Annotated in this window: 12 protein-coding genes; 2 read left to right on the top strand and 10 right to left on the bottom strand. The window is 39.2% G+C overall.

Annotated elements, in window-relative coordinates:
- Positions 1-15: 15 nt before the first annotated feature.
- Entirely contained in the window at positions 16-891 is an 876-nt protein-coding gene (locus SHI21_RS05895; RefSeq protein WP_323575347.1) for a phospholipase A, read from the top strand.
- 64 nt (positions 892-955) lie between these two features.
- On the opposite strand, the gene SHI21_RS05890 is transcribed toward SHI21_RS05895, so the two are convergent.
- From SHI21_RS05890 to SHI21_RS05875, 4 genes are all read right to left on the bottom strand, one after another.
- On the bottom strand, positions 956-2,245 hold the full coding sequence (locus SHI21_RS05890; RefSeq protein ID WP_323575346.1) for a hypothetical protein: 1,290 nt from the start codon (positions 2,243-2,245) through the stop codon (positions 956-958).
- A 12-nt stretch (positions 2,246-2,257) separates the two neighbouring features.
- On the bottom strand, positions 2,258-3,775 hold the full coding sequence (locus SHI21_RS05885; RefSeq protein ID WP_323575345.1) for a TolC family protein: 1,518 nt from the start codon (positions 3,773-3,775) through the stop codon (positions 2,258-2,260).
- A 34-nt stretch (positions 3,776-3,809) separates the two neighbouring features.
- Positions 3,810-4,961, bottom strand: coding sequence for a TolC family protein (locus tag SHI21_RS05880; RefSeq protein ID WP_323575344.1), 1,152 nt, complete (start codon positions 4,959-4,961; stop codon positions 3,810-3,812).
- Positions 4,962-5,044: 83 nt separating this feature from the next.
- Complete coding sequence (locus SHI21_RS05875) at positions 5,045-8,170, bottom strand: hypothetical protein (RefSeq protein WP_323575343.1); 3,126 nt, start codon at positions 8,168-8,170, stop codon at positions 5,045-5,047.
- 123 nt (positions 8,171-8,293) lie between these two features.
- Between SHI21_RS05875 and SHI21_RS05870 the strand changes: the two genes are divergently transcribed.
- Positions 8,294-9,538: a M20/M25/M40 family metallo-hydrolase gene (locus tag SHI21_RS05870; RefSeq protein WP_323575342.1), complete on the top strand. Its 1,245-nt coding sequence runs from the start codon at positions 8,294-8,296 to the stop codon at positions 9,536-9,538.
- On the opposite strand, the gene SHI21_RS05865 is transcribed toward SHI21_RS05870, so the two are convergent.
- From SHI21_RS05865 to SHI21_RS05840, 6 genes are all read right to left on the bottom strand, one after another.
- Positions 9,519-10,808: a S41 family peptidase gene (locus SHI21_RS05865; RefSeq protein ID WP_323575341.1), complete on the bottom strand. Its 1,290-nt coding sequence runs from the start codon at positions 10,806-10,808 to the stop codon at positions 9,519-9,521. The genes SHI21_RS05870 and SHI21_RS05865 overlap by 20 nt on opposite strands.
- Positions 10,789-13,197 carry a WD40/YVTN/BNR-like repeat-containing protein gene (locus SHI21_RS05860; protein WP_323575340.1) on the bottom strand — a complete coding sequence of 803 codons (2,409 nt, stop codon included), beginning with the start codon at positions 13,195-13,197 and terminating at the stop codon, positions 10,789-10,791. Before SHI21_RS05860 ends, SHI21_RS05865 begins: the two co-directional genes overlap by 20 nt.
- A gap of 202 nt (positions 13,198-13,399) precedes the next feature.
- Positions 13,400-14,089 (bottom strand): sugar transferase, encoded by a 690-nt coding sequence (locus SHI21_RS05855; RefSeq protein ID WP_323575339.1) that lies wholly within the window; start codon positions 14,087-14,089, stop codon positions 13,400-13,402.
- A 303-nt stretch (positions 14,090-14,392) separates the two neighbouring features.
- Positions 14,393-15,268, bottom strand: a complete 876-nt coding sequence (locus tag SHI21_RS05850; protein WP_323575338.1) for a cupin-like domain-containing protein — start codon at positions 15,266-15,268, stop codon at positions 14,393-14,395.
- 8 nt (positions 15,269-15,276) lie between these two features.
- Positions 15,277-18,456: a hypothetical protein gene (locus SHI21_RS05845; RefSeq protein ID WP_323575337.1), complete on the bottom strand. Its 3,180-nt coding sequence runs from the start codon at positions 18,454-18,456 to the stop codon at positions 15,277-15,279.
- Between the two features lie 6 nt (positions 18,457-18,462).
- Positions 18,463-24,117: a non-ribosomal peptide synthetase gene (locus SHI21_RS05840; protein WP_323575336.1), complete on the bottom strand. Its 5,655-nt coding sequence runs from the start codon at positions 24,115-24,117 to the stop codon at positions 18,463-18,465.
- Positions 24,118-24,119 lie beyond the last annotated feature (2 nt).

The following is a 24,119-nucleotide window of genomic DNA, read 5'->3' as shown; positions in this document are numbered from 1 at the left end:
TAAAGGACATTTAAGATGCTTAAGTCACTGCTGGTAAGTGTATTGTTAACTAGTGTAGCAACGACTGCCGTTCTGTCCGCTGAAGAAGACTCCGAATCAAAAAAAATCTCACCAGATTCCAAATCACTTCCAGGCGATAACACCGCAACTATTCTTGGGACACCTGATAAAGATGTTCAAGAGGCCTCTAAGGCCATTTTTGGAATTGATCCAAGAAACAAATTCTCTCTTTACCAACCTTCATATTTTGTCTTCGGTAAAGAAAACTTAAAAATGCAATTTTCAGGTAAGTATAGAGTCGCAAAAAACTACAATCTCTATCTCGCCTACACCCAGACAATGTTCTGGAATATTTATGACCAATCAGCTCCATTCGATGACATCACTTATTCACCGGAAGCTTTTTATCGCTTAGTTGAAGGTGATGATAAGTTTATTCGCTCTATCGACATCGGTATGCAACATAGATCTAACGGTGAAGATGGTGATAAGTCCCGCTCGATGAATCTGCTTTTCTTAAAAACAAATTTTGCAACAAAAATCAAACGAAACAATATTCTTGGAGAATTTAAACTTCAAAATATTTACAGTAAGGCCACTGCCAATAAAGACATTGTCGACCACATGGGTTTCTGGGAGTTAAAACTTATTATTACTCATGTACTAGTCCATAATACTCAAAGACTTGATGTAGAATACCGCTTTTTTGCCGGTAAAAGCGTCATTGACATTGGAAAAGGTGGACGAGAGCTAGGTCTTGTTTACCGCTTAGGAAGTGATAACTTCAACCCTGCTTTTTATTTGCAGTATTATAGTGGATATGCCGAAACTCTTCTTCATTATAATCAAAAAATTAGCCAGGCACGCTTAGGTCTACTTTTATTCTTCTAAAAAAATTCAAAAAAAAGGCCACCTAAATAAGGTGGCCTTTTTATATCGTCTGAATAATTAAAAATTATTTCGATACAACTTCAAGAATCTTAGCTTGTGGAGCATTTAAGAATTGCCCAACGAACACTGGAGATGCTGAAATATCAGTCACACCAAGAGTTAACTTTCTTTGGTTGTTTGAATCAACAAGAGAAACAATCCCCTTAGCTGAGTCGATAGATACCTTAGAGAACGTGATTAGAGCATTGTCGCTAACAAGAGCAGCTTCATAAACTGTTCTATCGTCAGCTCTCTTTCCAATAGAAAGAGTCATGCTGTAATTTCCAACTTGTACTGAGTGTTTCCCAATAAGTTGCTCTAGAGTTACACCTTCAACATTGTCTTGTGAGTAAACTGAAAGGTTTGACTTAACAAGCTTTCCTGAGAAAGTTGATTTTCCGTAACGAGCTGAAGTGAAAACACCTTTTACAGTTTTTGTTTCACGGTCAAGTTCCATTTTAAAGTATGGAGATTGAATTTGTGGGTTGTTTTCATTGTTGTAAATTTCTTCGTTTGAGAAGAATGTGTTTCCAAGAAGACCAGCTTGCTTGAAAGCAACTTGGATCACTCTTGAGCTGCTTGCAACAAAGTTAACAACTAAAGCGTCACGGTCATTTGACTCCATAACAACTACGCTATCAATTTTAAGGTCTTTGTTAACTTCAGCATTGTCGAAAACGATTGAGTAAACACCTTCGTGTCCAGGGCGTACCTTCATCGCTGCAAGAGTCATCTTGCGAACGATAGCAACACCAGCTTGGTAAAGGTAGTACTCGTCACCGATTTGGCGTGACCAGTTCTTAGCGAATTCAGCAAATCTAATCATCTCGTCCATTTCTTCTACGTTAGCAGCTTTATCAGATTTCTCTGAAAGAGTTGCTAGAAGACCGTAACGACCTGATTGAACCGCTTGTCCTTTATAAAGTTTAATATAAAGTTCGCTGTTGATTGGAGATACTTTTACATAACGGATAGAAACGTCACCTAAGAAGATTTTTAGATCTCTACATGACCATTCTGAACATCCATCAAGTTTTTCGTAAATCGGAGCAAGAACCTGAAGTTCTGTGTACAGGTTTACGATCGTTTTTTCAGTTTCGTTTTTGTTAAGTACATCTTTTAGGTAGTAAACGAATTCACCGCGAGCATCAAGACTTACAGTCTTTAATACTTCAGTGATTTCAGGATTACAAAGAAGGACACCTTGGGAAGCCAAACATGCTTCTACCATTTTTACAGCTGGTTCAAGTTTAGCATTTAATGCGAAACTTGGAAAAGAGACGACAAGTCCAAGAATTAGTAATAGTTTTTTCATATATACCTCAGTTTATTTTTTAATCGTAAAGTTAACTTTAAATTCGTGACCATTATCTAAAGTCACGTTCGCTACCCCTGAAAGATCAGCAGGTGCATTTTTTCCTACGATGTATACAGCGTAGTTCGTTTTACCGATGTCTGAAGACTTAGTTCCAAGAGTTTCATCGTTAAAAGTATAGTCAACACTTGAAACTGTTCCGATTTTCGGAGAGCTTAAGTAGATCGTTAGGTTCTCACCTTCTTTCATTTTAACTGTGAATGAATCTTCATCTAATCTATAAAGAGGATCTAATTCAACTTGGCCCTGAACTGCTTTCTCTTCAAATTTAGGGTTAATTGCGAAGTCGTAGTTAGCCGATGTCGAGAAGTCATCAAGAGATGACCAAGCGATATAGTGAGACACGACTTTACTTCTGAAGTCACGGATGGCCCCAAGAGCAGTTTCAATAACTGAGTCTTCACTCATTTGCCCCAGACCGTATGATTGAAGAGTATCTTCAAAAATACCAATTGATGCATTTGAAACAGAGTTGTAGTTTTCGAAAACATCCAGATTTGAATCAAGTTTGCTTACTTGTAGAAGAACATTTGTCTTCACTTCTTGCGCTACTGATTCCATACGAAGCTCAGCAATTTTTGCTTCGTTTTTTGCTTCCTTAACTTTTCTCTTGTAAGCAAAACTTAAACCCGAAAAACTAATAACAGACCACTTCACTTGCTTCACGTTGGCTTCAGCAGCGTGATTTAGGTGAATTGATGATTTGTACTTGTTACTGTTTCTAAGTGAGAAGTTTTGAAGTTTTTCAAGTTCAAGACCATCGATGATCGACTTGTTAAGCTCTGTTGAGTTTTGAGACAATTCGTATGCTGTACCGTTTGTTGTGCTGATCATAGTTCTGATCGCTGCTAGTTCGGCCGCATACATCTTGTAGATATCAACTCTTTCCATACCTAAACGAAGAATCCATTTTCTCTGATCAGCAAGTCTGTCTTTCGAGTACTTGTTTTCGATCCATTTAGCTTCTTGGTAAGTAAGAATTTGCATCTCTAGATCGATAGTCTTTAAAATTACTTCATGAGTAAGAATATCGTAGTAAAGGTGAGCTAATTCATTGTTGATCTGTTGGCGAGCATCATAAAGGTTGTACTCAGCTGATCTTGCTAGAGACTTATTTTTTGATACACCGTAGATCTTTGTAGGAATAGAAAGAACAGCGTCGATTGCGAGAGGTGCCCATAGGTAAGGAATCCCCATCGCCACACCCAATAGATGTCCTGATGTGATCGGGCTGAACTGAGCACGAGCAACGTTAACATTCTTCTTGGCAATGATGTAGTTTTCCATTGCTTCGTCGATGTCAGTATTTCTTTCGTTAGCTACGGCCTTCATGTCTGTTAAAGTTTTGCGTGCTGAAGAAGGTTGTAACATCCCATCCAGACTTTGCACTACTGTAGGTAGTGGGCTTACGACGTTTGCACTGGCAACTCCCATCGAAAGCACTAATATTAATGCTATTAATTTTTTCATATAAGTTAATCCTTCACCAAATTTACATTTTTAATTAAGAACGTGGAACAACGTTAGTCATCATGTTTGCACCAAGTAGACGTTTAAGCTTGATGTATTGAAGCTCTAGTTCGTACTTAAGTTTTGACGACTCTCTTTCAGCGTACATTAAATTTAATTCCGCTTTTTTTGTATTGATGAAAGAGTTTAATAATGAAGTCTGAGCAGCTACTGCTGCTGTGTACTCATCTTGTGCCATAGCTAGTAATTGATTTTGGTAACTGATTTTTTCTTGTTGAGATTCAATTTGTGCGTATTGAGCAACAACTTGGTTCTTCACTTCATAGATTGATTTTTTCTTGTTAAGTGCGATCTTGTTCACTTCGTGCTTAGCAATTGATAATCTTGAGAAGTAATCAAATCCTACTCCACCCCATGAAATCCAAGACACTGCTACACCTTTCTTTTGCTTGTTAGCAGCTTCGATTAAGTAATCGAACTGTTCAACTTCTTTAGAGTTATTCACAGCAATTGTTGAAGCTTCTTCAGCAGTAGCTGGGAAATCCAAAGTTGAGTTGTAGAAATTAGTTGGTGCCAGGTCTAGGGCCTCTGTGTTCTTAGCTTGAAGGATAAGCTTTAAAGCGTATTCTTCAGTGTTCACAATTTGTTTTCCGTTAACAGCTTGTGTGTTAGCAGAAACTACACCTCTTTGAGTTCTGTAGTATTCAGAGAAATCAATTGTCCCAAGATCGTAAGCTTCTTGTGAACGAGTTGCGATTTCTTGAGTGATTGCTTTTTCTTTGTTGAAAGATTCAAGCATTTCCTGGTGGTACTGATACAGGAAGAAAGTTTGTTCTAGATCTTGAAGAAGATTTCTTTTTACAATTGTTCTATTGATACTTGCTGCAACAGCAAGATCTTTAGATGCAGCTGCCTCGAAAAACCTTTGTGGCTCAGGAACGATACTTCTTAGAACTGCGTATTGATAGTCGACCATCAACATATCAACAGAGATCGTTGGAAGTAAGTTAAGAGACTTTGATTGTGCCTGGCTCTTTACTAGTACGTATTGCTCATATGCAATTGAAACATTGATGTTGTCATTAACAACAGCTTGCTTTGCAGTTTCCAGTGAATACTGTTGACCAGCAAACACTGAACTCGAAAACAGTCCTAATAGGACTACGAAACCGATAATCTTCTTCATACACACTTCTCCAAAATTTTTATACCCATAATTAACACGTTTACTTAGGAATCCTTCCTGCTCATCTATTGTTTATGTAATTTTTACTCAACACTGTTCCACCAAAGGCCCATATTTTTTCCAAGGCCAATAATAGTTCCGTACTGAACATCAAACTCCGCGAAAGTTTTTTGCCATCGAAGATCTAACAAACTTTCTTTGTTTATCCAAGAGTACGTAGAAAATTGAGGTGTCAGTTCTGCATTTTGATTAGTTAGCTCGGATTTCAAAAGACTCCCACCCATACATGAATAATCTCCATAACTTGTACTGAACCTATAACTAAATATTTCCTCAACTTTTGTCTGAATTTGGCAAAATTCGTCGTCTGCGAGCAAGTCTTTAGGAAGATTTAAGTCCTTAGTATTGCTAAACATGCGGATAAGCCCTGAATCACTTGAAGAAAAGTACGCACCAAAAGAAGTTAAAAATTTAACTTCAAAATTTGCAGGAGCATTCACTTCAATCGGCTTAGTATCCCAATGAAAAAGTTTTGTCTTCGGATTAAAATCCCAAATACCACCAGTCCCAGAAATAAAATAAGCACTGCCATTTATAATTTCTGCACCCAAAATGAGGTTGCTCATTTCCTGAATTTTAAAATGATTTAATTCATCCCAACTGACGGCATAAACAGTTGGAAACTCCTGACTGAAATTCGTCTGTAGAAGCATTTTTTTCAAATCAGCACTGGCCCACAACACTAGGTGTTTTTCATTGAGAGAAGAAGCGATCTTTGTCCACGTCTTGTCTTCTATATTAACCAGTATCGAATAATAAAGATCCTGATCGTGATCAGCATAATTTAAAACAGCATAAGGGTATTTGTATGAAGAAATCTTCACAATGTTCATGTCGATAAAATCAGGAGAACTTGGCACAGTAATGTCAACATTGAGAGTTCTATCGAGATCGATAAAGCTCATCGTGTTTTTTTCTATGGCCATTGTTAACAGTGGGCCGAACTGATTAGTGCTGCCGGTATGCTCTTTAATAAATTCGATCTGATCATCTTTAATTCTGAAAGTGATCTGGCCTTGAGGAAGAGTTTTTCTAAAAATAGTGTAACCCTGACTTTCAGTCACGTAGATGTGGCGTTTGACTTCAACTTTTAATAACTGATCAGGATCGGCAACATCAATCCATTCCATCAAACCATTATGGAAGTGCATGCGCTTGATCTCGCCTTTTTGATCATTGATACTATAGACAACACCGCTGGCAGTTAACACGATTCTTGAATCAACGTCCGCCTGATAAATGATTTTGCCCGTTTTCAGGTTCATCAGTTTTACGGAATCTAAAACGGCCAGAGAGTTTTTTGCCACCTTCACCGTCTCAAAATAAGGCAATGCCAGCGCTTTGATATCCTCAGGCAACTTTCCCCATCGCCTTTCAATGCTTACACGTGGATCAGAATGGAAATAAGGAATTCTCTGAAACCATGAATCCAGAGTTTTACTTTGTCCGCTATGAACCAGAATTTTCTGGCCCTTAGTCGAAAAGAATTTTAAGCATTGATTACTTCCAATCAACGTACAATAAGTATTCACCTGCACGTAAAGCTTATTAAGCTCAGCATCTATATCGTAGGTACTCAATCCCACCCAAAGATTAGTTTTAGGATAACAATCAGTACTGCATGGGTTTTCCGGTCTGCTGATCACACCATCTCTGGCGCTCAAAAGTTTCTCGGCATCACTCATCCATTTAGTCAGAAGCTCCGAGGTATTTAACCCCCATCTTCTTTCAGGTGTATCACTGGCAAGACTTGAATAAAGATTGCTCTCCATAATAAAGCGCAAACTAGACAGGCTTAAATCCACTCCTTCAATTTGGATGATGGCAGATCTTAAACCGGCCATCCAGCGGTCATATAAACCGGGAGATAAATTTTCAAACTGTTTTACCAGTGTATCGATGTCGTGAAACTTCTTTAAAAGTTTAGCGTCGCGACTGCTGGTTCCCCAATCTTCATCACCGGCACTTCCAGCTTTACAGTTATTATTTTTGCAATAAGCATAACCTGAGGTGACCACACTAATTCTTTGTCTGGCATAATTAAGGACATCATTCACTCCCATCTCAACTAACTTCAATGGGTCATAGCTACCTTTCACTCGTGAAAGAACAAATTGAATGAAGGCCGGGAATTCTTTTTTGATTTCGATATCAAATTGTTCTTCTGAATAATTTGAGCGGGCATTTTTAGGTTGAAGCACCCAGCTCGAATTAACGACAACCGGCCATCTGAAGGCCAGAATTTCTTTAGCACTTTTTGCCGGCCAGTCCTGATCCAGGAATACTTCGCGGGCAAGCAGGCGCACTTCTCTCGGGCTGGTTGAGGCCATAGTATATAGAGGTAATTCCGTAATTTCATCGTAGTGAGTTTCAGTAATAATTTTGGCATGACCAGAACCATTATTTTGAGTGATGATATAAGTTCCAGGAACTAGCCCTTCTTTATCTATCTTTACCGGGTAACCATCGTTGATAACAGTTCTGGTACTTGTCAGGTTCATTATATAATCAAGTGCGGCCATGAAAAGTTCATCTTCATACCAATTCGCGGCCGTATCGTATTTTCTCCATTCTTTCTTCATTGAGAAATGACCGAAAATATTTCCAGTGTCTGCAATTGTATTGGCCACTGGCAGAGAATTCATGCGGGCAAAAATCCAGCGCAATCCAACTAAAGCATCTGCACAGTCTGTAGGAATTTTATAGCGTTTAAAAAATTCTGGAGTCACTTCGTTTTGCAGCCACTGTGCGTACTTTAACTCCCACTCATCGCTCCATCTATTTTTAGCGGCCCATATGTATTCATTTTTTTCGCCTCTACCAAAAATCTTATCCTGATCTTTTTCTAATTTCGTTTGAATCGGCCATGAGTTTAAACTGGTGACGGCATTATAGTTTGGATAATTGACTGCGACGTATTTTTCTAATTCAGATTTATTTTTGAAAATTGTTTCAGAAAGTAGAGATTGATACTCTCCTCTTTGTTGGGTGAAATGTTTTAACTTGAGACCCGCGTCCGTTCTTTCGACAGAAAGAAAATGACGTCCCGTTAGTTGGGTACGCGACCACAACTCACTAGCATACGAATTATTAAATGTAATAAGGCACACCAATCCTAGTGTCCTCAAGATTCCCTTAATTATGATCACAAAACCCCATCACGAATTTGTCTTATCAATGTGTTCTAGGACGCGATTGACAGATTCGCCACTTAGTCTGTAATTATTACTGAGCACTCAAACGATCATTTAAAAATGGATTATAGTCGCGCCATGAAAACACAAATACTTGCCCTAACAATGCTTTTAAGTCTTGGTTTCTCAACTGCGGAAGCTAAACTAATTAACAATGATAAAACAGTCTGGATTGGAATTGAGCCATTGGTTCTTTCAACCATTTCTAAAAGTCATCAGCGTGTTTTTGAATATAAAGATGTGATCAAAGGTAATAGAGAAACATTCTTTAAGATTAAAGAATCAGAGATTGATAAGCTCTCTCATTTCATTCATCACAACTTTAAACGTTGTGGGGGTTTTAGAGTTCTTCATAATGAACCTAAGAAAGAAGAAAAACTGGCAAACTATAAATCATTATTTAATTCAACAGCCTTTGGATGGTACGATTTTCAAACAATGCTGCTTCCTGATTATTCAATCAATCAAGAAAGTACAGTTGAGGCCTGGCTTCCAGAAGTCTCAATTGATTATATGAATGGAATTGTCACTCACCTTTCTTCTTATAAGACTCGTTATTACAAAGCTCCTGAAGGAGTGGCCGCTCTTAAGTGGATTGGAGCTGAATGGTCGAAGTTAACGGCCTCTCGCTCAGATGCAAAAGTTGAATACTATCAATACGCAAACCATGATCAACCGACAGTGATTTTAACAATTGAAGGGTCAGACCCTGAAGTAAAAGATCAGATTATTATTCTTGGTGGGCATGGCGATTCAATCAACACTGATAATGAAGGAGTGGACTCACATGCTCCAGGTGCAGATGACAACGCTGCTGGAATTGCAGTTGTAAGTGACATCATTAGAATTATGGTTAGTCAGAACTATCAACCGAGACACACGATTCAGTTCATTGCTTATGCTGCTGAAGAAGTTGGAATTCAAGGTTCATATGAACTGGCCCGCGTTTACAGAGAAAAGAAAACGAAAGTTTTAGGGGTTATGCAGTTTGATGGCGTTAACTACAACGTTAAAAAAACTTACGACATGGCCTTAATCAGCGACAGTACAAACCCAGAGCAAAACAATTTCCTTGCGACACTTATTGATAAATACGTAAAAGCAAAATGGACTTGGGAACAATGTGGTTACGGGTGTTCTGATCACGCAGCATGGAACTACGAAGGATATAGAGCAAGCTTTCCTGTAGAGGCCATCAACGCTGAACAAACTCCTTACCTGCACACAGATAAAGATACATTTGATAAATCTGACTTCACGACTGAGCACGCTTCGCTTTTCACGAAGCTTGGAATCGCTTACCTTATCGAGTTAGATCAATAGCTGATTTTAGAATATTATCTTCTTTGATTTTCGGGTTCTGCTCCATAATGATATTGGGTTGAACCCCGACTCCTTCATACACTAGTCCAGGCTCCTGCCAATTCACACATGTAGGAATATTAATCGAGTACGGTGTTCCTTTAATAGGAAAAATCACCGGGTCACCTGATCCACCATGAGTAGTCGATCCAATAACGATTGAGCGTTTTTCATTTTTTAAGATTGAAGCAATTGTCTCACAAGATGAAAAGCATCCACTAGAGATGATAGTTGCCATCTTATTAGTGTAAAAAGTTTTTTTAGGCCTGTGTTTCGTATCTGTGTATTCGTATTCGTCATCTGACCAAAGAGACAGTTTAAAAGGCCAGAATTTTTCAAACCACTTTCGCTTTCCCGGATGAGTCTTTCTCAAGTATTTGAAGTGGTATAAGAAAACAGGTTTTTCATGGAAAGCATTCAGAATATATTCAACTTCTTCATCACCTCCGCCACCATTTTCACGCAGCTCCATGATGAGACGATCGCTTGGTTTGGCGCTGCTTAAGGCACCATCAAATTGGTTCTTAAAATTGTCGTAAACCTGCTCGCGAGACCAACTGCCTTTTGAATCGTCACACCACAAGTTCATAACACTGACTTTATAAATATCTGGGGCCAGCCTTTCTCCGCTCACACAAACTAAAGGCCTGTCGACAACAGGTTTCCAGTTTAAGTTAGTCGTGATGATTTTCCCTGATGTATTTTTTAACTTTAAGACCGTGGCCTCATTGTTATTTTTTTCTTTAAGCAGTCTGGTTAACCTGAAGTATCTTCCCCAATCTGTGGAAGCGGCCACTTCATATTTATTCTGCATTAAAAAATCTTTGAAAGGCCCATTATTCACTTCAAGGATTTCGTATTTGTCTTTAGCAAGTGCAGGTGTGCAATCTGCACAGGATTCAATCAGGTCAGATCCGACAACAAATTTAATCCCGTTACTGAATTTTTGATTTTTATCGGCGCGTTCATCAAACATCACCACATGGCCATCGTTAATGCGATTTAAAATATGATGAATGTCATTGATGTGATCGTCGTTTAATTCGTGAGTCTTTAAATATTCACGAAGCTCATCTATGACTTTTCTTTTATGAGCTTCGTTGTTGTAATAAAGATTAGCGTATTTTTCTTCAAGCTGTCTTAACAGCTGTTCTTCTGGTGTACGAGAAGAACAGGCCGATAAGATCAGTACTAATAAACAAAAAATTATTTTATTGCGGGCGTGGTCCATAAAGCATCGCACTTCCAAAAAAGGTGTAGAACAGCTTAGATCTGTCGTTTGGATCTATAGTAGCTGATCTTGCATTGGATTGGTATGGAGGAATTGTATTTTTCCCCCAAGTGCTTCCGCCATTCGTCGAATAATAAAGTCCACCGTTACCCCAACTACCGTCGACGGAGTGAAGTCCATTGACGTAAACATTACTTGGGTCAACTTGATCTAGTGTGACAGTCAAAGGATGCGTGTACTGCAGTTGCCTCGTCCACGTTGCTCCTCTGTCGGTACTTTTCCAAACCCCTGTCGCCAGCCAGTTTGAATTATTTTCGTAATCCGTCAGATAAAGTGTGTTGCGCGAGCTTCCGCTTGAGAAGTCTACCGCAAAAGAAGTTGGGTAGTACCACAGTCCTGCCGTGACGCCGCTTGGACGTGTCACAGTCCCTCTTAATAAAGTCCATGACGCTGCACCAGGAGCAAGATAATAAATCCCTGTACTGGAGCTGTTAGAGAACGTGGGAGCATCTCCAGCAAGAAGCGCGTAAACTCCACCATTGTCCGGGTCCACTTCAATTTGTGGAATGATTTTAACTCCACCAGGAAGTCCAGTATTAAAGAGAGACCAAGTTGCTCCACCATCTAGTGATCTCGCAATTCCTGTTCCGTGTAATCCAGCGTAAATGGCATTGCTGCCATTGTCGTATCCGATTGAAAGAAACTGACGATTGAAAGTGCCGTTCGTTGGCGTGAGTCTCGTCCAGTTTAAACCTCTGTTGGTTGATTTATAAACTCCTCCCTCATCTCCATTGGCAGCGTTTGCATGCCACTCCATCGGGAAGTCATGTTGAGAACCTGAAACTGCGTACACTACGCGGTCATCATCAGGATCAAACGCATAATCATAATTGCTGTTGTAGCCTACTTTGGAAATTCTAAAACTTTTTCCTCCGTCCTCTGTTACCATTCCACCCATATCGGCCATCGCCGCATATCCTATTTGTGGATTCGTTGGGTGAAACTTAAAACGATAAACGGATGTGACTTCAAGTCCTGTCGATTTCCATTTTTTTGCTTTCGCGCGAGCTCCAGTATCAGCGTACTTTGTAAAAGGAGCATTCCAGAAGTCCCCTCCATTTTTTGAAGAGTGTAAGAAGTAGTAACCTGTTCCACCAACTGAGGCCGGTGATCTTAAGTGCACGTCAAAACTTTCATATCCGCTGTCATCCCATCCGATATCTAGAGCAGCAGCACTGTACTCCATCTTATCCTGGCCCCAGGCCGCAAACGGAGTTACATCGTAGTTAATTTGATTTAATTTTAAATTCCAAGTAGCACCTGAGTCTGTGCTTCTCCAGACTTTTGTACCGTACTGGCGAATCCATGCAGTCGATCCCGTCACGAAAATAACCTTTGAATTATTTTCGGCCATCTTAATATGATCGCCGGCCTGTTGAGTTGTTTGTCTAAAAGACATCGCTTCATTTCCAAGCCACACATAACCGCAGTGATCGTAATGAGCGTTCATACTTGTGACACCCCAATCGCTGGCAAAAGGCTGAACTTCAGAACAGGCACCTTTTCCATTGTTATCAATATAAGCAAACGTAATTTTATCTAAGTCTCTACCAGCAGTGAATGCTCTGATCGTAAGCCCAGCAGATGGAGCATGAACGCGAGTGAAGCTTGATCCTTGATCTACTGATTTATAAATTCCATTTGCTGTCGCATGATAAATGATGTGTCCGGTTTGATGATAATCAATATAGGTTCCGCGAGAGTCTCCGGATACACCTGATAACTTTGCCCAGCTTAATCCATTATCTCTACTTTGCCATAGTCCACTTGTCGTTCCGGCGTACATATAGTTGGCATCGTAACTATGTGCTCTCCAGTATTTAATTTTTTCTCCTGAAGCAAGAGCGAAAGAAGAAATTTTCGTCCAGTGAACTCCGGCATCCTCACTCCTCACAGGAGTTCTTCCGGCCGGTGCATGAAAAACAACTTCCGGGTCAGCTGAAAACCCAACACCGGCAGCACTGTCTAAATCTGATGAGTATGTTGTTTCGTTGTGATTGATTCCGTGCCAGGTCACACCTCTATCGACACTTCTAAAGAGTGTTCCCATATCTGTTCCGACAAACCATAAGGAACTATAAGGTGAAATAGAAAATCCACTCATCGCTCCACCTCCGCCAATTCCGCGCGGTTCATAGATGCGTTCTATTGGATCATCAGCGATCTGACGTTCTCTGATCTGAGTTAAAATAAATCCAGATGTACTGATTTGATCTTGAATCGGTTCTTCACCTGTTGATGTGCTTGAACCAGACCCGCCACCACAAGAAGATAGTGTGAGTAAAATAAGAGATAAAAAAAGCGTATGCTTTACTTGAAAGTATTTCATAGTTGAGTCTCCAGTGAGTTTGCAGGGAGCTTACGAGAGCTATGAATTAATTTTAAGTGAAGAAGTGAAATGCCTATGAGTGGCGGGAATATTTTGCCTACAAACACTGATGATTTAGTGGTGTCACTATGACTAGAGAAACCGACAAAAAAAACCTCTTCGTGTGAAGAGGTTTGATTATATTACGATTTGAATTTTGATTTTAGTTTTTGATCATTCTGAAGAACGTGACCATTTTAATCGCCGTATAATAGCTGATTAAAATGTTAAATAGGATTGAGTGCCTTTGATCGATATAATAAACATCATACTGGATCTTTTCACTAGCAGTTGCATCGTATGGAAGACAGATTTGAGCAAGGCCTGTGATCCCCGGCTTTACTTCGCGACGACGAATATACTTAGCAATTTCTTTCTCATAAATTTCTACGAATTCCGGTCTTTCCGGGCGTGGACCAACAAAAGACATTTCTCCTGTTAGCACGTTAAAAAGTTGTGGAAGTTCGTCTAAGTGACTTGCACGAAGAATTCTTCCAAGACGTGTAATGCGCGGATCATTTTTTGTCGCAAGAATAGCGCCTGTCTTTGCTTCTGCATTTTCAATCATAGTACGAAACTTATAGATTGAAAATTTCTCACCATCTTTTCCAACGCGAGTCTGTGAGTATAAAACTTTTCCGCCCATACTCAACTTAATGGATACGGCAACGAACAACATAATCGGCGAAAAAAGCACTAGAAGTAAAATCGCGAAGGCCGCTTCAAAAACCGTAATCGCTTTTTCTCCAATAGTAAGATGCCTGAAGAGAAAAGAATCTGTGTAGAAGAAATTCTTCATATCAAATTTTTCAATATCCAATGTTCCTGTACTTGAAACAGCTAGTTCAGTCATACAAATACTCCAAGCATTTCCAACAAATTATGCAAAGTTTTTTTAAGGCAAATAAATATCATGCACATTTTCGAGTGGCCAAAACTAATGAACTCACCCGGTAATAATTACTGGTTGCTACAGCAAGGAAAGTACCATGTGGATAACTTTTGAGTGATCTTGGATTTTTAAGCTCTTAGAATTAGATGACTAAATTGAGTCTCAAGATGAATTAGAAAGAATGCCCCAATCCCATTGGGAAAAAAGGCATTTTTACGATTGTTAGGATTTCAAAACATTGTGAAATAAAAAATTCGATTAGGATTAAGACTTAAACTTACTTAAAGTAGTGGAAAGTTTGTTCACATAAGGGAAGATAGTCGCTTTTAATTTATCTTTTACAACGGACTGCTTTGCGGGAGTTGGATTATAACCTCTATTTCTCAAACGATTGTTTAGTCTCATCGCCTTACTCCACATCAACGTCTCATCAGAATGATAAAAAACTGAAAGAGTGATCGAGATATCATCCATGCCATTTTTTACATAGTGTCCGGAAGTATATGGTATGTGAACGGCTTCTCCCGCCTTGAAATTAAATTTATGAGCATAGGCTTCCATCTCATCTCTCCAGGGAGGTGTCTCTACATCCCAGTCCAGATAAGCTTCTGTATCTCTCGTCGCCACAACTGCTTCATGTCCTGGAGGAAAGACTGCTAGCTCTTTGCTTCCACGAATCTGCATAATGAAATTAGAAAAACGGTCAAAGTGAAATGGAGTCACTGCACCGGGAGAGGCAATAAAGAGCCATATCATTGGCACATGGGCCTTCTTCCCCGTTTTATTGATCTTCATAAACCCTTCAACGTCGCTCAGAATATCCTGAAACAAGTCTTTGAATGATGGGTGGAGTTCTGCACTCCTTACCGCAATATAAGAATTAGAAGTGCGAATTGTTTCAACAATTTCGTTGATATCAAGTTTATCTTTTTCTTTAACCAAGGCCTTGTCGAAATTAATCCCCAGGTGATCAAGTCCTTTGGAGAACATCACCTTGTCTTTAGGGTGAGTGAGAATAACCTTTGAGATATTCTCAAGGCTTAATGCTGGATGGTCCACTAGCTTATGATTTATTCTAAACGGCTCACGATCAATCAGGTCAGTTTTAATATCGCCAGAAAAACATTTTAGATCTTTCATAAATTCACCTATTTTTTTAAATATATATTTTTCAAATGTTCGTTTAACTTTTTTTCGAATTCGCGGAAATCTATTTTTTTATTGCTCATAAAAACCGGTGAGGAATAAAAGAAATTCTCACGGCGAAGTGTATCCATCCAGGTTTTAGCGGCGCTCAGAGCTGCTGCCGGACCATCGTTGTTTGTTATCGCAGTTTCTATAAGGCGAAGTTTTTTATAGGCATGAAGACCTTCAGTTGCCAGCTCAAAACGTAGAGAGTGTAAAAGTTTACCATCTGTCGTTGGGTAGAACATGACCACATCGGACTCTCTTCCATCGAAATCGTAGTAAGGGTAATTGTTAACGGCAGTCGCATGCCACTCTAAATACTGGGATAAACCGTTCATTCGGGCAATATACAGCCCCAATCCGAAAGAAAAACGTGGGTCATCAAGATTTCCGGCCGAAGCGTTGTAAAGACCCCAGCGCTGGTTATTACTCTTTAGTTTCCCGACATCTGACTTGGATAAGCTTGAGAAAAAACCGTAGTCAAAGGTGCTGTTAAGCTTGTTTGAGTCTCCTCCGTGGAATGATCCAAATCCGCCAAGGGCCATGAAGGGAAAAAACTTTTGATACTTTTTAGCAAGCTCGATATCTGAAGCGATCTTGTCCGAGTATCCACCGGCCTCATCACTGAATGTATGAACAATTTTAGGCCAATTTTTATTCGCTAAAAGTGACTTCAGGTCACCGCTGGATTTTTTATAGTAATCTTCTTCACTCATGTCTCCTGGTTTTTTGCCAAGATCCAGGTAGGACTGAGGGAACTGCCCGCCATAAGAATAAACTGTATTCATTCCCCACTTAGCAGACTCTTTAAATAAATCATTCAAATCACCAATGTCTTCTGGAAGGCCGGTGAAAGTCGTGAATCCTGCCTGACCTAAAACATTGACGGCCATATGACGATATTTTTTTCTAAGGGCCTCGTATCCATCTTTGGGAAAATAACTGTATGGAAGTGGATCGATACCAAAAAATCCAACCGGAAATTCGATTTTAGGTAATGAGTAAGAAAGAACTGAAATCTCTAACGGAAATTTTGTCGTCTCACTTCCATGATGGAAGACAGCTTCGCCGGTGAATTTTCCTTGAGGAGTTTTTTCATCGATAGGAATTTGTAGCCATACATAACGGGCCTGATTTTTCTTCACAACAATTGAATGATCAATCATTGGTTTTAAATATTTTCCTGTGATCAGATAAGTTTCATGATTGATGTCTGGTGATGTGTATTGAAATACCAGATCACTAACATCAATATTTTCTTTGCTGATTTTTTGTCCTTTTTCATTGGTAAAATCGCTAAAACTCCAGCTAATTTTCTCATCTGCGTTTCCAGCTGTGAATTGAATCAATTGATAAGGTCTGTCTCCTGCGCCACCACTAAAGGCCAAATTCTGTGCACTCGCCTTTTTTGAATTAGTTGGACTCAGGTAGAGATCTGGTTCAACAACGCTGATAGAGAGTTTTTGATTGGAACTCTTGTCTGTTTTTTGAAGAGATCTCGACATCCAGTCAAATTCAAGTTTAGACCTTTGCTCCAGAGCTGCTTTATAAGCTAAACCTTGAGAGTCTTTTTCTTTATTCCAAAGAACTAATGAATTTAAGCTGATTCCTGTTTCGTCACCTGAAAAATCAATGTCTAAGTACCCATTGGTCACTTCAACAGACTTATCAATGTGATTAAAAACTTTTGCCAAATACAAGTCATAAGGATGATCTGTAGGTTGCGGCACAATTGATTCAAATCTTAGTAGATCGCTTAAAAATTCTTTTCCTGATCCTCTTGATTCTTTAAATACGGGAGAGCCATTGACTGAAACCGTACGATCTGACCAAAACGGAACATCCCAGTAACCTAATTTATCTATAACCAGGTCCATTTGGTATTTCCCATTGGGTAACTTCACTCTGAAATGGCCATCAAGAAGTCCAATTGTATATCTCAGCGCTTCGCTGGCATATTGAGAGTCTTCTACCCTCCAGAATTTTGGATCAACAAAACCATATCCAGTATTTTCATTGAATAAGTTCTGGCTTGTCACCTTAGTAAGATTTCCAGTTCCAGGTGCACGGTGAGATGTGAAATCGAAGGCCCATACTCCATCTGGTATTGCCGGCATTGGATTTGATGAAAGATAAATATTATCAATCATGAAATTCTTTTTTTCGTACGTCGCCTTTTTATCTGGATCGATCACCACAAAAATTTTATCCAGTTTTGCCAGGTTCACAGAACGTTGAAAACGGTGTGATCCTCTTTCTCCCAAATACTGAGTGAGATTAAAACTTAATTTGTTCCATCCTGGGGCCAGGGTTTGTTTATAATTTGTCTGCGACCAGTAGTTAGTCGTTTTATCATCAGCAAGGGTTATGAAAAAATCGGTATAACTTTCATTGGGGTTAAAGACATCCATTTCCAGGCGATCGTACCCAGTCCAGTCTTTCACTGGCATTTTGCCAACTTTGAAATTGTAAAATTCCTGTGGACTAAATTCACCTGCTTTATTTTTGACAGAAAAAGGATGGCCTGCTTCAGATCCTTCAAAAGTGTAGAGTTTTTTTCTTGCAGCTACTGGGGCCGCAGTAAAAGACTTTGCCATTCTATTACTTTGAACGGGCAGTGGTTCCGGTTTTTCAATAGAAACTTTATCTTCAGCACTTTCAACTTTTTCGATATAAAAATCATCAACCCAAATTTGTCCTGGAGCTTTTAATCTAAACCATACTGTCAGATCTGATCCCTTCACTCTTACTGAATACTCGATTTTTCTCCAGTTATAATCTCCACTCAAGTCCATAAAAGGTGACTGAGTTCCAAATCCACCATCGTAAAAATGCCAGAAAGAAGTTCCTTCCGGACCCTTTTGAACATTTTGTGCTCTTACATAAGAGATAACTTTATAAAGTCCTGGAGAGAGGTCATTCCAGGTAAAGTAAGCGGTCTCGCTTTCACCAAAGTCAGTTGATAACCACATGCTGGTTTGATCTTTATCTCGTCCCATATTCGTTACATAGGCGGCCAGACCTTCACCATAAAAATTCCATTGAGGCTCTTTAGGATTAAAATTGAAACTTTTCGAATAAGCACAACCAACAAGAAGTGAGAAACTCAAAAGCATCGAACGAATATATTTCATTTTCATAATTTTTTAGATGATTTTTTTTAATACGGTTATAAGTTCAGGACTTTCAATAAAATTTTCGTGAGTCCCATTAATCTCATAGGTTTTAATTTCACCATTAATGATTCCCTTCCACCCCATAACTGGATCGCTGTACCAGCCTGTTGGCTCGAGCTTTGATCTTACAAGATGAAGGTCTCCAGTGAAACGTTCTGTTGGATAGTACTTCCAGATGGCCTGGTAGTTCTTTCTTTCAATTTCTTTAAGTAAAACTGGTAAAGGAACTGGAAGACCAAGTTGGCGGTAAATTTTCGCCTGGAATCTATTAATCAAATTCTTACCTCTGACGACGAAAGCATTTTTTATTTTTGCTAAAAATGGTCTTCCTCTTTCGGTTGTATATGATTTTAGATCGAGATTGGGTCCAAATGTATCGAACATAATAAGCTTATCGATTTTCTCACCTGATTTAAGCAATTGGATAGCTGCTTCAAAAGCAATCATTCCCCCCATTGAACCACCAGCTAAAAGATAAGGCCCTTCTGGTTGAACCAGTTTAATTTCTCGAATGTAACTTTTGGCCATTTCTTCAATGCTTCTAAGAGGTGGAGTCACCCCATCCATTCCCACAGATTGAAGAGCAAGTAAGGGTCTCTCGTTCTTAGTGGCGGGTACAAGAGTCACATAGTTCAGAATATTTCCACCTACTCCGTGGAAGCAGAAAAATGGATTCTTATGACCTGTCGATTTAATCGCGACCATCGATTTAAAGATTTGAGGGATGACAGTAATCGACTCACTTACGAGTGATTTGTTGTCATTAAAAAATGTGTGAGCAGCACCAGGAGTTAGCTTAGCTTCAAGATTTATTACAAAAGCATCAAAGTCTTCAGCTTCAATCAGAGCGGCCAGTGGAAGATTGATTTTAAATACCGAAGCAATTTTTGAAAACAACTGTACGGCAAGTAATGAGTTTCCACCAATATTAAAAAAATTATCATTGTTCTTTAATTCGCTGACGCCAAGAACTTCAATCCACATCGCACGCATTGTTTCTTTGATGTTGTCATTTTTTTCAATATTTGTGACCGGAGCTGTTGGTGCTGCTGGTTCTTCTTTTAAAGCAATATTTTGAGACTGAACTTTTGGCAGAGATTTTTTATCAATCTTTCCATTTAATGTTTTTGGAATTTCCTTCATATGCGTGAAGTGCGAAGGAATCATGTAAACTGGAAGTTTTTTACTAAGTGTTTCTCTCAAAACGCGCTCTTCAATGGGAGCACCTGTTATTGTTGAAAGATAAGCAAAAATTCTTACGTCGCCAGGTCTATATTCACTGGTAATAGCGGCAGCAACATTTACGCCTGGTACTTTTTGTAATTCGGCCTCAATTTCGCCTAACTCAATTCTATAACCTCTGACTTTAACCTGCCCATCATTTCTTCCTAAGCACTCGACTTCGCCGTTACAGATGAAACGTGCAAGGTCTCCAGTGGCATACATTCGTGCGCCCGGAATAAATGGATCGGCCATAAATCTTTCGTTCGTCAGGTCTTCTCTACCGAAGTACCCGCGTGCCAGACCGTATCCACCGATGAAAAGCTCACCCGTTGCACCGATTGGTTTCATAAAACGATTGTCATCAAGAATATAAAGAGAGGTATTAGCGATAGGACGCCCGACAGTGATGAACTCATCGTCTAAGCTTAATTTTTTACATGCTGACCATACAGTTGTTTCCGTCGGGCCATACATGTTCCAGACTTCACTACAAATGGGAATCAGTGTCTTTGCCAGGTCTATTGGGAAAGCTTCCCCACCACAAAGAATCTTAATTTTTTTACTTCCTCTCCATCCTGAAGCAAGCAGCAGTCTCCATGTTGATGGAGTGGCCTGCATCATTGTGATGTCTTTATTTTCCAGGATATTTTTTAGAGAGTTTCCATCCATCGCCTCACTGCTAGTGGCAAGGTAGATACTTCCACCAGTAATAAGTGGCAGGAAAAGTTCCAGTACGGCAATATCAAAACTTAATGTCGTCACTGCCAGGATTTTATCATTTAGGCCAAATCCAATTTTCTCTTTCATCGAAAGAAGAAAGTTCGTAACCGATCCGTGAGTTAACTGAACACCTTTTGGATTTCCAGTACTACCTGAAGTGTAGATGACATAGATTGTATCGGTTAATTCATTTTTAACCTCAGGAACAGCTCTATCAAAACGAGGTTCGTTGATGATTTGAGAAATAAGTAACTTTTCTCCACCATGAGTAAATCTTGATGATAGAGACTCTTCAGTTATTAAAATTTTAGGAGTTGAACTCTCAATCATGTAATCCAGACGATCCTGTGGAAATCCTGGATCAAGTGGAACATAGCCCGCTCCCGTTTTTAAAACACCTAAGATAGAAGCGACAATATTCACATTTCGAATTAAAGAAATACCTACCAGTTGTCCTCTGCCGACACCTTTTTCAATCAAGGCGTTCGCACAACGATCAGCAAGTTTATTCAACTCTCCAAAAGTTATTTTTCCATTGCTGGTTTCAATCGCAACGGTATCAGGATTGTGTTTAGCATTTTGCTCAAAGATTTTATGAAATGGCACAAAGCTATCTGTCTTGGTCCATGTATCATTCCACTTAAGCATGATTTGATCTTCATGCGCTAATGGAATTGATTTTACAATATTTAATGGCCTCTGCTCATTTTCAATAAGTGTATCCAAAACATGGAAAAAGCTCTCTGCAAAACGCTCGATTGAAATTTCTTTGAATAAATCTTTTCTAAATTCAAAAGCACCTTCAATTTTTCTATCGCTCGACTTAATCCATAGATCAAGGTCGGTATGTGTTGAGGCCTTGTCGATATTGATTTGAGTGTAAGGAGCACCATTAAGTTCAGCTGAACGATTACTTACATCCTGATAGGAAAAGAAGGTTTGAAAGATAGGAGTTCTGCTCGCATCTCTTGGATAATTGATTTTATTTAAGACAATTTGAAATGGTACCAATTGATTATCAAAAGCATCCAGACAAGTATTGCTTACCTGCTTCAAATTTTCTTCAAATGACTGATTCAAATTAATTTGAGATCGCAAGGCCACAGTATTTACAAAATAGCCAATGGTCTGCATGATCTCAGGCTGGTTTCTTCCTCTAACAGGAAGACCCACGATAATATCATCGAGCCCACTGTAGCGTGCAAGAGTCACTTTAAAGGCCGTCAAGAAGACATTGAATAGTGATGAACTATGAGCACGGGCATACTCGCGAAGAATATTAGTTCTCTCACTTGAAAAAACAAAAGGAAAAGTTGATCCTTCATGCGAGACGACCAATGGACGTTTATAATCCAACGGCAGATCAAGGATTGGCAATGGGGCCTTTAACTTCTCTTCCCAATAAGTGATTTGTTTATTGAGAACTTTTTCAGTTATTAAATTATGCAACCATGAACTATAGTCGGCATAAGTAATATCGGGATTTTTAATAAATGAAGGGACTTCATTTTTTACGTAGGCCGAATACACAGTATTGAGCTCTTCGAAGAAAATATCAAAACTCCATCCATCCCAAACAGCATGGTGGACCATGAAGAAGAAAACATAATCTTCCGGACCTAGCTCATAGAGCTTTGCTCTTAATAATGGTGGTTCTGCTTTATCAAAGGCAAGCTGTGCTTCGCGGTTTAATAAATCAAGGACGCGCTCTTCTGTTGTTTTAATTAACTCCAGATGGGGCTTAAACCTGACATTATTTTTATCCAGAATTTTTTGAACGGGTATCCCGTCTTCAACGACAATCGCCGTTCTAAGAGAAGGATGCCTTTCAATAATAAAATGCAGCGTTTTTTCTAGTGCGACACGGTCAATCTTACTTCTAATTCTGATAGAGGCCGGAAGATTGTGCATCAGTGTCTGCGGGTGCATTTCTTCCAGATACCATACTTGCATTTGATTATGGCTGACATTGACTGAAGTTAAAGCATTGGCCACAAGAGCTGGTAAGTTATTTTTTGGTGTTTGTAATCCACTGCCGATTTTATGAGAAAGCTCAAGGATCGTCGGGTTTTCAAAAATATCTTTTATAGTAAAACTCGATTTGAATTCATCTTCAAGCATTGCGGCCACCTCAATAGCAAGAAGTGAATGGCCACCAATCGCAAAAAAATTGTCTTTCACATCCAATGAATTATTCAATAAGACTTGAGACCAGATATTTTTTATTTTTTCTTCTACCTGAGCATTGCGAACCAAGACCTGTGCAGTTTTTTGTTCTTCAACGGCCACTGGTATTGGGATTTTTAAAAATGGTAACTGAAATGACTTGATATGTTTTGTAGGATTTGTAACAAGCTGATTCAATAATTCCAGAAAAGTTGAAAACCAGTTTTCAATAGTCGAAGAAGAAAAGAGATTCGTGTTGTACTGACACTCAAGGATCAGTTTATCCCCTGAACTTACGGCATTGATAAACAGCTCGAAGTTCTCATAGTGTCTGGGAATTGTATTATATGAAGTCCTAATGCCCTCAAAACTTAACCCTTGATCTGGTGCCTGCTGATCAATGTTGAACACTACATTTAAAAGTGGCATTTGCCCTGGAGAACGCACAATATTTTTTAAATCTTTAACCAATGGCCCATATGAATAGAACTGGTGATCAAAGGCATCAAGCATTTTTGATCTTACCGACTTCATAAAAATATTAAATGGCAGGTCTTCTTTAATTGTTGTTCTTAATGGAAGAAGATTAACCATATGCCCGACAAGATCATTCTGACCTAATCCCGACTGCGCCGCTGATGCCATTCCTACAACAATGTCTTGTGACTTTGTCAGATTGTATAAGAGAATATTAAATGCAGACATCAAAGTGCTATAGAAACTGCAGCCTTGGGTTGCACCTAATTTTTTAATTGCGCGCACGAGTTCAACACTCACTGTGACATCGTAACGAGCGCTATTAAATGTTCTAAAGGCCGGGCGTTTTAAATCTACCGGAAAATTATTGGTGACCAGAGGTTTTTCAAATTCTTTTAGCCAATAAGCTTTATGCTCTAAATTTACTCCGTGGATATATTCATCAACTGCAAAGTCTGCAAACTGATGTGCTCCTGAACTTTTTGGAGTTTTATTTTTTATGACAGCTTCATAGAACTCGCTTAACTCCTGAAGCAAAATAGCAAAAGACCATCCATCACAAACAATGTGATGAGCAGAAAATAAGAAGGTAAATTTCTGTGGTGAAATTTTAACGAGGGTTGCACGATAGCATGGCCCTTTAATCAGATCATACTTGAATTGAACTTCAAATTCTTTTAAAGCATCCAGGTCCTGAGTCGTTTTATGAGAGTAATCAAGATAATTAATATTATCCGGAGTAAACTCTTTTACAAAAAAAGTTTTACCATCACTGCTGAAGACCGAGCGAAGTGCATCGTGCTTGATAAGCAAGTGTTGAAAAGCGATGTTTAATGCATTCGAGTTAAGGGCACCGTCGAAATCAATGGCCAGCGATTCGTTATAACAAAGAGTCGCATTGGCATCCATAACTATAGAGGCCCAGATTTCTCTCTGGGCCGCAGTTGATGGAACAGCTTTTGATAATGGGCCTGTCTCAAATGGATTGTAAGTGACTTTTTGTTTCTTAGAGTCACCACTTACAAATTTTGCATCCATTC

It is taken from the genome of Bacteriovorax sp. PP10, from assembly GCF_035013165.1.
Lineage (GTDB): Bacteria > Bdellovibrionota > Bacteriovoracia > Bacteriovoracales > Bacteriovoracaceae > Bacteriovorax > Bacteriovorax antarcticus.
The sequence above is the reverse complement of the archived record's forward strand: the minus strand, read 5'-3'. Positions and strand labels throughout refer to the sequence as shown.

Bases quoted from the DNA above. Each gene is read 5' to 3' on its own strand.
- SHI21_RS05895 (WP_323575347.1), top strand. From the start codon at position 16: ATGCTTAAGTCACTGCTGGTAAGTGTATTGTTAACTAGTGTAGCAACG.
- SHI21_RS05890 (WP_323575346.1), bottom strand. From the start codon at position 2,245: ATGAAAAAACTATTACTAATTCTTGGACTTGTCGTCTCTTTTCCAAGT.
- SHI21_RS05885 (WP_323575345.1), bottom strand. From the start codon at position 3,775: ATGAAAAAATTAATAGCATTAATATTAGTGCTTTCGATGGGAGTTGCC.
- SHI21_RS05880 (WP_323575344.1), bottom strand. From the start codon at position 4,961: ATGAAGAAGATTATCGGTTTCGTAGTCCTATTAGGACTGTTTTCGAGT.
- SHI21_RS05870 (WP_323575342.1), top strand. From the start codon at position 8,294: ATGAAAACACAAATACTTGCCCTAACAATGCTTTTAAGTCTTGGTTTC.
- SHI21_RS05865 (WP_323575341.1), bottom strand. From the start codon at position 10,808: ATGGACCACGCCCGCAATAAAATAATTTTTTGTTTATTAGTACTGATC.
- SHI21_RS05860 (WP_323575340.1), bottom strand. From the start codon at position 13,197: ATGAAATACTTTCAAGTAAAGCATACGCTTTTTTTATCTCTTATTTTA.
- SHI21_RS05855 (WP_323575339.1), bottom strand. From the start codon at position 14,089: ATGACTGAACTAGCTGTTTCAAGTACAGGAACATTGGATATTGAAAAA.
- SHI21_RS05850 (WP_323575338.1), bottom strand. From the start codon at position 15,268: ATGAAAGATCTAAAATGTTTTTCTGGCGATATTAAAACTGACCTGATT.
- SHI21_RS05845 (WP_323575337.1), bottom strand. From the start codon at position 18,456: ATGAAAATGAAATATATTCGTTCGATGCTTTTGAGTTTCTCACTTCTT.
- SHI21_RS05840 (WP_323575336.1), bottom strand. From the start codon at position 24,117: ATGGATGCAAAATTTGTAAGTGGTGACTCTAAGAAACAAAAAGTCACT.